Annotated in this window: 15 protein-coding genes; 6 read left to right on the top strand and 9 right to left on the bottom strand. The window is 29.7% G+C overall.

Going from position 1 to position 13,034, the window contains the following annotated elements:
- Position 1: 1 nt before the first annotated feature.
- Positions 2-598: a hypothetical protein gene (locus ACYPV9_RS06025; protein WP_299059882.1), complete on the top strand. Its 597-nt coding sequence runs from the start codon at positions 2-4 to the stop codon at positions 596-598.
- A 62-nt stretch (positions 599-660) separates the two neighbouring features.
- On the opposite strand, the gene argH is transcribed toward ACYPV9_RS06025, so the two are convergent.
- The 9 genes from argH to ACYPV9_RS05980 all read right to left on the bottom strand — a co-directional run bounded on the left by argH (position 661) and on the right by ACYPV9_RS05980 (position 9,650).
- Positions 661-1,938 (bottom strand): argininosuccinate lyase, encoded by a 1,278-nt coding sequence (gene argH, locus ACYPV9_RS06020; RefSeq protein ID WP_459742305.1) that lies wholly within the window; start codon positions 1,936-1,938, stop codon positions 661-663.
- Positions 1,939-2,061: 123 nt separating this feature from the next.
- The gene (locus ACYPV9_RS06015; RefSeq protein WP_459742303.1) at positions 2,062-3,132 is read right to left on the bottom strand and encodes a M20 family metallo-hydrolase; all 1,071 of its coding nucleotides are present in this window, start codon (positions 3,130-3,132) and stop codon (positions 2,062-2,064) included.
- Complete coding sequence (argB, locus tag ACYPV9_RS06010) at positions 3,132-3,914, bottom strand: acetylglutamate kinase (RefSeq protein WP_459742301.1); 783 nt, start codon at positions 3,912-3,914, stop codon at positions 3,132-3,134. The genes ACYPV9_RS06015 and argB overlap by 1 nt, the downstream gene beginning before the upstream one ends.
- Positions 3,907-4,845: an N-acetylornithine carbamoyltransferase gene (locus tag ACYPV9_RS06005; RefSeq protein ID WP_459742300.1), complete on the bottom strand. Its 939-nt coding sequence runs from the start codon at positions 4,843-4,845 to the stop codon at positions 3,907-3,909. The genes argB and ACYPV9_RS06005 overlap by 8 nt, the downstream gene beginning before the upstream one ends.
- A complete protein-coding gene (locus tag ACYPV9_RS06000) occupies positions 4,842-5,969 on the bottom strand; it encodes an aspartate aminotransferase family protein (RefSeq protein WP_459742298.1) in 1,128 nt (375 codons plus the stop codon). The genes ACYPV9_RS06005 and ACYPV9_RS06000 overlap by 4 nt, the downstream gene beginning before the upstream one ends.
- Positions 5,966-6,766, bottom strand: coding sequence for a pyrroline-5-carboxylate reductase (proC, locus tag ACYPV9_RS05995; protein WP_299059899.1), 801 nt, complete (start codon positions 6,764-6,766; stop codon positions 5,966-5,968). Before proC ends, ACYPV9_RS06000 begins: the two co-directional genes overlap by 4 nt.
- Before the next feature lie 114 nt (positions 6,767-6,880).
- Positions 6,881-7,858 (bottom strand): N-acetyl-gamma-glutamyl-phosphate reductase, encoded by a 978-nt coding sequence (gene argC, locus ACYPV9_RS05990; RefSeq protein ID WP_459742295.1) that lies wholly within the window; start codon positions 7,856-7,858, stop codon positions 6,881-6,883.
- 2 nt (positions 7,859-7,860) lie between these two features.
- Complete coding sequence (locus tag ACYPV9_RS05985; protein ID WP_459742293.1) at positions 7,861-9,036, bottom strand: argininosuccinate synthase; 1,176 nt, start codon at positions 9,034-9,036, stop codon at positions 7,861-7,863.
- Positions 9,033-9,650, bottom strand: a complete 618-nt coding sequence (locus ACYPV9_RS05980; protein WP_299059912.1) for a GNAT family N-acetyltransferase — start codon at positions 9,648-9,650, stop codon at positions 9,033-9,035. Before ACYPV9_RS05980 ends, ACYPV9_RS05985 begins: the two co-directional genes overlap by 4 nt.
- A 619-nt stretch (positions 9,651-10,269) precedes the next feature.
- Here ACYPV9_RS05980 and ACYPV9_RS05975 point away from each other — a divergent pair.
- Genes ACYPV9_RS05975 through ACYPV9_RS05955 form a run of 5 tightly spaced genes read left to right on the top strand, consistent with a single transcriptional unit; the run spans position 10,270 to position 13,033 of the window.
- The gene (locus ACYPV9_RS05975; protein WP_299059914.1) at positions 10,270-10,683 is read left to right on the top strand and encodes a DUF2141 domain-containing protein; all 414 of its coding nucleotides are present in this window, start codon (positions 10,270-10,272) and stop codon (positions 10,681-10,683) included.
- 36 nt (positions 10,684-10,719) lie between these two features.
- On the top strand, positions 10,720-12,081 hold the full coding sequence (locus tag ACYPV9_RS05970) for a 2TM domain-containing protein (RefSeq protein WP_299059917.1): 1,362 nt from the start codon (positions 10,720-10,722) through the stop codon (positions 12,079-12,081).
- Complete coding sequence (locus tag ACYPV9_RS05965; protein WP_299059920.1) at positions 12,081-12,404, top strand: 2TM domain-containing protein; 324 nt, start codon at positions 12,081-12,083, stop codon at positions 12,402-12,404. The genes ACYPV9_RS05970 and ACYPV9_RS05965 overlap by 1 nt, the downstream gene beginning before the upstream one ends.
- Entirely contained in the window at positions 12,382-12,690 is a 309-nt protein-coding gene (locus ACYPV9_RS05960; RefSeq protein ID WP_299059922.1) for a 2TM domain-containing protein, read from the top strand. The genes ACYPV9_RS05965 and ACYPV9_RS05960 overlap by 23 nt, the downstream gene beginning before the upstream one ends.
- 7 nt (positions 12,691-12,697) lie before the next feature.
- Positions 12,698-13,033, top strand: a complete 336-nt coding sequence (locus ACYPV9_RS05955) for a 2TM domain-containing protein (protein ID WP_299059925.1) — start codon at positions 12,698-12,700, stop codon at positions 13,031-13,033.
- Position 13,034 lies beyond the last annotated feature (1 nt).

Here is a 13,034-nt window from a genome sequence, read left to right as displayed (position 1 = left end):
CATGAAAATTAAACAATTATTTACAGCAGTAATGCTTATAATGTTTGTTGGTAAAACAATAGCACAAGAACAAAAAACGGTTAAAAATAAATCTTGGTATGTGCCAGATTATGTAAAAGCTCAATTTGCAGGTAATATTGGTATGATTTCTTTAGGAGCCGGTTATCAATTATTTGATAAAGTTTTATACACAGAATTATTATATGGTTATGTGCCAGAATCTGTTTCAAAAGCAGATAGGATTCACTTATTAACAATTAAAAATACGTTTCCTATTTATAGAAAAAAAATAAGCGAAAACCTAACAATTACACCAATTGCAGGTTTTGCTTTATCATACGAAATCGGTACAAATTCTTTTACTTCTTTGCCAAGTATTTATCCTGAAGATTATTATGTACCAAATGCATTTCATTTTACACTTTTTGGAGGCGGATTAGTTCACCAAGATTTTAAAAATAAGAAAATTTTTAGTGGTGCAGATTTTTATGCAGAAGTTGGTACTGTAGAAACGTATTTATGGTACGCCATAACTTCTAAAGAAGTATCTTTTGGTGATGCTTTTAGTGCAAGTATTGGTGTAAATTTCTATCTATAAAATACATATAAAATTTTAAAAACCTTGTTTATTACATTTAATGAACAAGGTTTTTTTTTGATTTAAGTTTTAGGGAATTTTTCTCTAATTTTTTCTAAGGCTAAATTATGGATACTTCCAACATGCGAATGTTGCTTTCCTAAATCGGGCTTATAGGTACCTTCTTGAACTTGACCACCAATTTTTTGATAAGCCTCTCTAAAAGACATTCCTTCAACAACCAAATTATTAATAGAATCTACAGTAAATAAATATTGATATTTCTCATCATTTAAATCAATATCTCTTACAATTACCTGTTGTATCGCATAATTAAAAATATCAAGAATATCTTTTACATCTTCAAAAGCGGCAATAATATTTTCTTTTAATAATTGAAAATCTCTGTGATAACCCGTTGGTAAATTATTTGTTATTAATAACATTTCTGAATGCAACGCCTGAATTTTATTACATTTTCCACGGATTAACTCAAAAACATCAGGATTTTTTTTGTGTGGCATAATACTACTTCCTGTAGTTAATTCATCAGGAAAAGTGATAAAGCCAAAATTCTGACTCATATACAAACAAACATCCATTGCAAAACGAGCCATTGTGTTACACAATCCGCCCAAAGCAGCAGCAATAGAACGCTCACTTTTACCACGACTTAATTGCGCAGCTACAACATTGTATTTTAATGTTGTAAAATCTAATTCTTTGGTAGTTAATTCTCTATCTATCGGAAAAGATGATCCATAACCAGCAGCAGAACCTAAAGGATTTTGATCTACAACTTTAGATACTGCATTTAATACATAAACATCATCAATTAATAATTCAGCATAGGCAGAAAACCACAATCCAAAAGATGATGGCATTGCAACTTGTAAATGCGTATAACCTGGCAATAAAGAATCTTTATGAGTATCTGCAAGATTTAATAAAGTATCAAAAAGCGATTTTACTTTGTTATTTACAATGGCTAAATTTTCTTTATAATATAATTGTAAAGCCACTAAAACTTGATCATTTCTAGAACGAGCTGTGTGAATTTTTTTACCAACTTCACCTAATTTATTTGTTAATTCCCATTCAATTTTAGAATGTACATCTTCAAAAGAAGGTTCAATCACAAAAGTTTCATTTTCTATATCTTTAGCTAATTCGTTTAAGCCTTTTTTAAGATCTTTTAATTCATCCGCATTAATTATACCAATAGATTCTAACATTATTGCGTGCGCTAAAGAAGCTTGTACATCATATTTTGCAATATGTATGTCAATTTCTCTATCATTACCTACTGTAAAGTTCTCTATTTGCTTGTCTATTGAAAATCCTTTATCCCAAAGTTTCATATTATAAATTTTATTTTAAAAATTTAGACGCAAGAGTCAAGACTGTTTCATTTTTTAAATCTAAAACTTTTCAACCTTGTGTTAACTCTTGTTTATGTCTTTATTCTTTATTCTTTTCTTTTTTTAAACAATTACTTTATTCAATAATTCAATATAAATTTGTATTCCTTCTTCAATTTCTGAAACATATATAAATTCATTTGCAGAATGAGAACGAGTGCTATCTCCAGGTCCTAATTTTAAAGATTGGCAACTTAATACAGATTGGTCTGATAGAGTAGGAGATCCGTAGGTTTCTCTTCCCATTGCAATTCCTGCTTTTACCAATTCATGCTCTAATGAAATAGAAGAAGAATTTAATCGTAAACTTCTAGGTTTTATTTCTGTGCAAGGAGATTGTTCTTGCAAAATAGTTGCAATTTCTTGATTTGAATACGCATCGTTTACACGAACATCTATAACTAAATCTACATGAGCAGGAACAACGTTATGCTGTTTCCCAGCATTTATTTGAGTAACTGTCATTTTTACATCACCCAAAGCATCTGAAGATTTCTCGAATTTGAAATCTTTAAACCATTGTAAAACTTCTATTGTGTTGTAAATTGAATTGTTATTATTTGGATGCGCTGCATGACTAGGTGTGCCTTTTACAACTGCATCAAAAACCACTAAACCTTTTTCTGCAACGGCTAAATTCATTAATGTTGGTTCACCTACAATAGCAACATCAATATGAGGTATTATTGGCAACATACTATTTAAACCGTTTGGCCCAGAGCTTTCTTCTTCTGCAGATGCAACGATAACCAAATTATATTTTAAGTTTTCTAAAGCGTAAAAATTTGTAAAAGTTGCAATTAAAGAGACTAAACAGCCACCTGCATCGTTAGAACCTAAACCAAATAATTTACCATTTTCTACAAAAGCTTTAAAAGGATCGTTTGTGTAAGCAGAATTTGGTTTTACAGTATCGTGATGCGAATTTAATAATAACGTAGGTTTACTTTCATCAAAATATTTATTGGTTGCCCAAACATTGTTTTTTGTTCTTTTAAAAGGAATGTCAAACTCTTTAAACCAAGCTTCTATTAAAGCTGCAGTTTTGTCTTCTTCAGATGAAAAAGATTGTGTTTCAATCAGGTTTTTTAAAAGACTAATTGCTTTTTCTGTTAATTTTTCAATAGAAATCATTATAAAGTTATAGTTGTGAAGTTGTTGTTTTCTTTTGTGAACATGGCAGTATTGCCAATATGAACTTTTTGTACACCATTTTGTAAAGCATCAAAACAATTGTCTAATTTCGGAATCATTCCGTCTGAGATAATTCCGTTTTTTAGTAAATCTTGATATGTTTTAGAATCGATATTTTTAATCACAGAATTTTTATCTTCAAAATCTTGTAAAACACCATTCAATTCAAAACAATAGTAAATAGATGTATCATAAATTTCACTCATTCCAACGCCAATGGTACTTGCAATTGTATCTGCATTTGTGTTTAATAACTGTCCATTTCCATCGTGCGTAATTGCACAAAAAACAGGTGTAAAATCTGCTTTAATTAATTTGTCTATAGAATTAGAAGCTACGTTTTTAACGTCACCTACAAAACCAAAATCTATTTCTTTTACAGGTCTTTTATCAGATTTGATAGAATTAATATCTGCACCAGTTAAACCAATTGCATCTATTTTTAAAGCTTGTAGCTTAGCCACAATATTTTTATTAACTAAACCACCATAAACCATAGTAATTACTTCTAAAGTTTCGGCATCGGTAATTCGTCTACCATCAATCATTTTAGAAGTGATGCCTAATTTAGACGCAATACTTGTTGCGCGTTTACCACCACCATGAACTAAAATTTTATTACCTTCTAAATTGGAAAAAAGTTTTAAGAAAGCAGACAATGATGCTTCATCTTCGATAATGTTTCCTCCAATTTTTATGATTGATAGTTTTTCTTTAAGCATTTTCTAAAATTTTTTTTAGAACTAATTGTGCCGCATAAGTTCTGTTATTTGCTTGTTCTATTACCAAAGAGGCATCAGAATCTAATACAGCATCTTCTACAACAACATTTCTTCTAACAGGCAGACAATGCATAAATTTAGCATCGCCTATTTTATCTTTAGTAATTGTCCAGTTATTTTCTACTTCTAAAACTTCTCCATAAGAATCATAAGAACTCCAGTTTTTTGTATACACAAAATCGGCATCTTTAAAAGCTTCTTCTTGATTGTGATAAATGGGTGTGTTTTTAGTAATTTTTTTGTTTAAATTATATCCTTTAGGATTTGCAATTACAAAATCAACATCCATTTTATGCATTGCTTGTGTAAAACTATTAGCAACGGCATGTGGTAAAGCCTTAATATGTGGCGCCCAACTTAAAACTACTTTAGGTTTCTTTTTAGTTGAAAATTCTGCAATAGTAATTGCATCTGTTAAACCTTGAAGCGGATGACCAGTTGCACTTTCCATACTAACAATGGGTACAGAAGCAAACTCCACAAAAGATTTTAAAATTTGTTCAGACTCATCTTTTTCTTTGTCTGTTAAGCTAGGGAAAGCTCTAACAGCAATTATGTCACAATATTGAGAAACCACTGCTGCAGCTTCTTTAATATGTTCTGCAGTATTACCATTCATAACTGTTCCGTCTCCAAACTCTATTCCCCAAGCATCGCCAGAAACGTTCATTACTATTGGGTCCATTCCTAAATTTAATGCTGCTTTTTGTGTGCTTAAACGTGTACGTAAACTAGAATTAAAAAATAATAAACCTAAAGTTTTGCTTTTACCTAAATCTTTATTTTCTAAAGGATTTGCCTTTATTTGTTGGGCTTCTTTAATCCAAGAATTTATATTTTCTATATCATCGATAGAAGTATAATTTATCATGATAATTCTGTTTTTAAAGCATCAAAAAATGCGTTAACGTGTTCTTTTTTTATTGTTAATGGTGGTAAGATTCTTAATAAATTAGGATTCTTAGCACTACCCGTAAATATCTTTTGGTTAAAAATTAATTTCTTTCGCAGTTCTGCAATAGGAAAATCAAATTCTAAACCAAGCATTAAGCCACGTCCTTTAATATTTTTAATTTTAGAAATTTCTTTTGCTTTTTCTAAAAAATAAGCAGAAATTTCTTTTACATTTTGCATTAAGTTTTCTTCTTCAATAACTTCTAAAACAGTAGAAGAGGCAATCGATGCTAAATGGTTTCCGCCAAAAGTTGTACCTAATAATCCATAAGAAGCTTTTATTTTTTTATGAATTAAAATACCACCAATAGGAAACCCGTTTCCCATACCTTTTGCAATTGAAATAATATCTGGTGTTACATTGTATTTTTGAAAAGCAAAAAAGTCTCCTGTTCTACCAAAACCAGATTGTACTTCATCTGCAATAAAACAAGTATTGTATTTTTTACATAAAAGATCTACGCCTTCATAAAAAGCAGTAGTACTTTCATCTAAACCGCCAACACCTTGTATACACTCTATAATTACTGCACAAACGTCATTTTTAGCTAATGCTTTTTCTAAGGCATCTAAATCGCCTAATTCTAAAATTTCTACCTCTTGTTGTGCGTTAATTGGGGCTATAATTTTTGCGTTATCTGTTGCCGCAACTGCTGCAGAAGTTCTTCCGTGAAATCCGTTTTTAAAAGCAATAACTTTTTTCTTTTGATTATGAAAGGAAGCTAATTTTAAAGCATTTTCATTCGCCTCTGCACCAGAATTGCATAAAAACAATTCATAATCTGTACAGCCAGAAAAAGAAACTAATTTATCTGCCAATGCCTTTTGTAACGGGTTCTGAATCGAATTGCTATAAAAACCCAATTTAGAAACTTGTTCTGATATTGCTGTAACATACTTTGGGTGCGAATGTCCAATAGATATTACTGCATGACCACCGTATAGATCTAAATATTTTGTATTGTTTTCATCAAAAACATACACATCTTTAGCTTTTACAGGAGTGATATCGAATAATGGATATACATTAAATAAACTCATATTTGTTCTTTTTTAATGTTGTTAATTTTGTTAAAAGAAGCAACCATACCTTGTATTAAAGAAGAACTCAAACCTTTGTGTTCCATTTCATTTAATCCTTCTATAGTACAACCTTTTGGTGTTGTTACTCTGTCGATTTCTTCTTCCGGGTGGTTACCGTTTGTTATTAATAAATTTGCAGCGCCTTCACTAGTAAACATTGCCAATTCTTGCGCTTCTTTTGCGTCAAAACCTAATTGAATAGCAGCTTGCGTTGTAGCTCTAATTAAACGCATCCAAAAAGCGATTCCGCTAGCACAAACTACAGTTGCAGCTTGCATTTGACTTTCTGGAATACTCAAAGAATGTCCTAGCCGGTTAAAAATAGCTTCTGCAATTTTAATGCGTTTTTCACCTTGCGTGTTGCTGCACATACACGTCATAGATTTACCAACTGCAATTGCAGTATTTGGCATTGCACGAATTATAAATTTATCTGTACCAATTTCTTCTTCTATCTGCGGAATTAAAAAACCTGTTATTGTAGAAATAAGCACATGTTTTTCTGTTAAATAAGGTTTTATATCTCTTAAAATTCCTTCAAAATGTGCAGGTTGAACTGCAAAAATTAAAATATCAGAATTTTTTACAGCATTAATATTATCTGTAGTTAAAAATACATTTGTATAGCCTTCAAATTCTGCAATACCATCAATATTTCTTTTTGTAAGGTATAAAGAAGTAATTGCATTGTTGGTAATTAAACCTTTTGCAATAGATTTTCCTAAATTTCCTGTACCTATAATTGCTATTTTCATTTTTATTTTTTTTTGGCGTTACCTAAAGGTCGCGCTTTCCGTTATATCTTTTTTTGCCATATGTGGCAACAAAAAAAGGATGCCACTTCAATCGCTAACGCGAGCTATTGCTTCTTAAAAATAATTTGCTTTTAAATTTAAACCCAACGTTTCTTCAAAACCAAACATTAAGTTTAGGTTCTGTATCGCTGCACCAGATGCACCTTTTAGTAAATTATCAATTGTACTTGTAATTAATAATTTGTTACCATGTTTTTCTAACTGAACCAAGCATTTGTTTGTGTTTACTACTTGTTTCATAAAAATACTTTCATCAGAAACAATTGTAAAAGCTGCATCTTTATAGTAATTTTTATATAATGTTTTTGCTTCTTCTAAAGAACCATCAAATCTTGTGTAGGTTGTTGCAAAAATTCCTCTAGAAAAATCACCTCTATTTGGCATAAAGTTAATTTCACTATTAAAATCTGCTTGCAATTGTTTTACAGTCTGATTAATTTCACCCAAATGTTGATGATTAAAAGCTTTATAATGAGAAAAGTTATTGTCTCTCCAAGTAAAATGCGTAGTTGCAGATAAAGAAGTTCCTGCACCAGTTGCACCTGTAACAGCATTAATGTGCACATCATTTTTCAGCAATCCGTTTGCTGCCAATGGTAAAATTGCCAATTGTAAAGCAGTAGCAAAACAACCAGGATTTGCAATATATTTAGCAGATTTTATGGCTTCTTTTTGCAATTCTGGTAATCCGTATACAAACTCTTTGCCTTCAAAATTTTTATCTGCAGTTAGTCTAAAATCATTACTTAAATCAATAATTTTTGTATCATCAGAAAAACTATTTTTTTGTAAAAATGAAGTTGAATTTCCATGTCCTAAACATAAAAACAAAACATCAACATCAGCATTAATTTCACTTGTAAAGCTAATTTCCGTAGATCCAATTAAATCTTGATGTACCTTATATAATTTGTTGCCAGCATTAGAAGTACTGTAAACAAAGTTAATGTTAGTTTCAGGATGATTTAATAGTAATCTAACTAATTCTCCTGCGGTAAAACCTGCGCCACCAATAATTCCTACTTCTAACATAATTAAGAATTTACTTGTTTGTATATTTTATTCTGATTTCCAATAATTTTTATAAAACCTTTGGCATCATCTGCTGTCCAAGCTTTATTTTCTTCACCATAGGTGCTAAAAGCACTCGACATTAAATCGTGTTTAGATACAATTCCGTCTAAAGTAAAGTGGTACGGTTTTAAAGTAACAACAACATTACCAGAAACCATTTTTTGCGAACTTTGTAAAAAAGCTTCAGTATCTCTCATAACAGGATCCAGATATTGTCCTTCGTGTAAATGCATTCCGTAGAAACTAGATAAATACTCTTTGTGTTGCAATTGCCATTTTGTAAGTGTGTGTTTTTCTAATAAGTGATGCGCTTTAACAGTAATTAATGCCGCAGCAGCTTCAAAACCAACTCTACCTTTAGTACCAACAATTGTATCACCAACATGAATATCTCTACCAATTGCATATTTCGACGCAATATCATTTAAGTTTTCAATATTAACTTCTGGTGCATTTTCTTGTCCGTTTAAAGCAACAAACTCACCATTTTTAAATGTCAATGTTACTTTTTCTTCACCTTCTTTTTCTAATTGAGAAGGGTACGCTTCACTTGGTAATGGCTTTTCTGATTTTAAAGTTTCTACACCGCCAACACTTGTTCCCCAAAGACCTTTGTTTACAGAATATTTAGATTTTTCCCAATTCATGTCAATTCCTTCAGATTTTAAATAATCTATTTCTTCTTGCCTAGATAATTTTTGATCTCTAATTGGTGTAATAATTTTAATGTTTGGAGCTAAAGTTTGAAAAATCATATCAAATCTAACTTGATCGTTACCGGCACCAGTGCTACCGTGAGCTATATATTCTGCATTTATACTTTTTGCATATTCTATAATTTCAATAGCTTGTATAATTCTTTCTGCACTTACAGATAGTGGGTAAGTGGCATTTTTTAAAACGTTACCAAAAATTAAATATTTAACTACTTTGTTGTAAAAAGTAGCTACTGCATCTATATTTTTATAGGTTGTAACACCCATTTTATAAGCATTACTTTCTATATTTTTAATTTCTTCGGATGTGAAACCACCTGTGTTTACACTTACTGCATGCACATCATAATCTTTAGACAAACTTACTGCGCAATAAGAAGTATCTAAACCACCACTATATGCAATTACTAATTTTTTCATTTTTTATCTTTTTTTAAAAACAAGTTTTGTTTTATATGTTTTAATCTTTTAAAAACGTTTTCTTTAACTTCTTTAGTTGCTTCTTTATTATTGTTTTTTGGGTCAAATAACATTCCTGTACACAAGCACATTTTTCTATCTGTTCTTGTTAAAACATCATAATTTCTACAAGTTTGGCAACCGTCCCAAAAACTTTGATCGTCAGTTAGTTCAGAAAAAGTTACAGGTTTATAACCTAAATCGCTATTTAATTTCATAACAGCTAAACCAGTTGTAATACTAAATACTTTAGCATCTGGAAATTTAGTTCTAGAATGCTTAAAGATTACAAGTTTTATTTTTTTAGCTAAACCAATATTTCTATAATCGGGATGTACAATAAGGCCAGAGTTGGCAACAAATTTACCGTGTCCCCATTGTTCTATGTAACAAAAGCCGGCAAACATACCACCATCTAAAGCAATAACAGCATTACCATTTTCCATTTTTTTAGCAACGTATTCTGGCTTTCTTTTGGCAATACCAGTTCCTCTTACTTGAGCAGCATCTTCTATTGTCTTACAAATAATATCTGCGTAGATAATATGTGATTTATTAGCAATTACAATTTCCATTGTATTGATATTTAAAATTTAAATGTATTTGATATTTGTTTTTGAATGCAGAATTGGACTCACCTAATTCCATAACTTACTAAACACCCAAAGGGCGAGGTGAGAAAAAGCGTCGTACAGAGATACAATTACTATAAGGTGTAATTATTTGGTTTTGTAGGCTTTGTAAGTTTTGTTTGTGAAACATGGTTATAAAAAATAAAAATTATGGTATTCTCCTCTTGTTGCTAAAAAAGATATTAGCGATTAGTATTGCGTAGTCGCAATCTGGGTACCATTGTATTTATTTTATTTTCTGTTATAAACATGTTGTAAAAGTATACTATTTTTAAATACAGTAACAAAAAAAGAAAGAAAAATTAGAATTTTTATCAATTTATTAAAAATATAGTTAATAGATTATCAATTGTAAATATTTAGGTTAAGTTAAATTATAAAAATTGAGAATTAGTATAGGTTACTAGCCTTGATTTTTTTGTATTATTTAACTTTTTTAATGAAGAAAATATCTATTTATTACAATTCGTCATCAAAAAAAGACAGTTCGGTATTGTTTAGTTTTAAAAACTGTGGTTGTGTTGCATCTTTGAACCATAATTAACAACAAAAATCAAACAATATGAAAACTTTAGTATCTTTTTTAGTAATTGCAATGTTAACTTTAACAAATGGTTTAATTGCGCAAAACAAAACAATAACTGCAACTGTTGTAAATGTAACTTCAGATTCTGGTAAAGTAAATTTTGCTCTTTACAATAAGACCAATTTTATGAAGTTTCCTCTTAAATCTAAAACCTCAAAAATTATAAATGGTAAAAGTACCATAGTTTTCGAAAATTTAGAGGAAGGTGAATATGCTATTGTTTGTTATCATGATAAAAATGATAATGATAAAATGGATTTTTCTGCAGCTAGAATGCCTTTAGAGGATTATGGTTCTTCTAACAACGTTATGGCATTTGCACCACCTTCTTATGAGAATGCTAAATTTATGTTAGCAGACAAAAACTTATCATTAAATATTAAATTTTAGTAATTTCGACATATTCTAAATATTAAATTTTTATAAATGGATAACCAAGAAGTATATACTTTAAGAAGTGTTAAAAAAGGAGCAATTTTATGCCTAAAATTAACCATTATTTTTGGTGTGTTTTTTGGATTTGTGTTCGGTCAAAGAACATTAGAAGGTATTATTTGGTCTTTTATTATTTCTGGCATGTATTCTTTTGGAATCGGTTTTGGTAATGGTATAATTAATAACTATTTATCATCAAAATGGAATTGGATAACTGAAACAAATGAGAGGGTTTGGGCAGGAATAATAGCAACTGTTTTATATACAATACCAATTGTTTTAATAATTGATTATGTAGTTTTTGTTACTATTAATGGCAACGATGCAAGTAATTTCTTTAAAGGTAATTTTCTTTGGATTCATTTATTTTACATAATACTTTCTTTAGGGATTTCTACTTTTATGCATGCCAGAGGTTTTATGATAAACTGGAAAAAGGCAATGACGCAAGAAAGCACACAACAACAAATTGTGGCAAAAACAGAAACAGCAAAGTTCGAATCTCTTAAAAACCAGTTAGATCCTCATTTTTTATTCAATAGTTTAAACGTTTTAACGAGTTTAATTGGAGAAAACCCGAATCAAGCAGAAAAATTTACCACTAAACTATCTAAAGTTTATAGATATGTATTAGAACAAAGAAATAAAGATTTAGTACCAATTACAGAAGAATTAAACTTTGCAAAAACTTACATGCAGCTATTAGGTATGCGTTTTGAAGATGCTGTAAAGTTTACAATACCAGACTTTGTAAGTAACAAAGATCTTAAAATTGTGCCTTTATCATTGCAATTATTACTAGAAAACGCAGTAAAGCACAATGTGGTTTCATCTTCTAAACCATTAGAAATATCAATTTATGAAGAAGATAATTATTTAATCATAGAAAATAACATCAATCCTAAAGAAGCAATTGGTAAAAGCACCAAGGTTGGTTTGCAGAATATTGCAGATAGATACGGATTAATCACTCAGAAAGGAGTGAAAATAGAAAACAATAACAAAACTTTTAAGGTGAGCTTGCCTCTCTTATATAAAATTAACGACATTATGTTTACAGACGATTTAGAAAATAGCAAATACGTAAAAGCAGTAGAAAAAGTAGAAAAGCTAAAAGAATTTTATCAAAATTTAGCATCTTACTGTATTGTAATACCTTTCTTAATATTTATCAATTTAAGATTTTCTCCAGGTTTTCACTGGTTTTGGTTTCCAATTTTTGGGTGGGGAATGGGCTTGGTTTTTCACTTTTTAGAAGTAAATAATTACAATATTTTCTTAGGAAATAATTGGGAAGATAGAAAGATTAAAGAGATTATGGATAAAGAAAATCAGCAAAACAATTACAGATAATGAAACCGAATTATACAGAAGAACAGAACTACATTCTAGCAAAAAAGAAGGTAGAAAAGTTAAGTAAGTTTTACAAACACTTAGCAGTTTATATTGTAGTAAATACTTTTTTAAGTGCAATTTTTATTGTTGGTGATGTAAATGATGGATCAACCATATCAGAAGCAATTTTTTATTCAAGCAATTATAAAATTTGGTTGTTTTGGGGTATAGGAATCGCTTTTCAAGCTTTTAATACATTTGGTTTAAACATTTTTTTTACAAGTGATTGGGAAAAAAGAAAGATTGATAAATTTATGAATGAACAAAATTATAGACAATAATATGGACTCAAATTATACACAAGAACAAAAACTTTTAATTGCTAAGAAAAGGGTTAAAAAAATAAAAGGTTTTTATTCTCACTTAACAGTTTATTGTGTGGTAATACCTACTTTAATTTTTGTGAATTTAAAATTCGATCCTGGTTTTCATTGGTTTTGGTTTTCTTTATGTGGTTGGGGTATTGGTCTTTTCTCTCATTGGTTTGCAGTTTTCGGAATGAACTTATTAGGTTTAGGAGAAAATTGGGAAGCAAAGAAAATTAAAGAATTAATGAACAATAATTAATACTGTTATGGAAAAAGATTTTAGACAAGAACAACAATATATTAAAGCTAAAAAGAGAGTAAAAGCTATTAAAGGTTTTTATGTACATCTAATTGTATTTATTTTGGTAAATATTTTTATTAGTGGTATTGTGATTTTTGGTTTAATGCAAAACGGCTACAATTTTAAAGAAGCATTCACAAATTTTGGAACGTATTCTACTTGGTTATTTTGGGGAATCGGTATGTTTTTTCATTGGTTAGGTGTTTTCGGTTTTAATTCTATTGGTTTTGGTAGTAATTGGGAAGAGAAAAAAATTAAAGAGATTTTAGATAAACAAAACGAAAGAGAAAACCGAAGGTAAT

The organism is Polaribacter sp. OB-PA-B3, from assembly GCF_054589375.1.
Note: the sequence above shows the minus strand (reverse complement) of the source record. Positions and strands in the feature narration are given on the sequence as shown.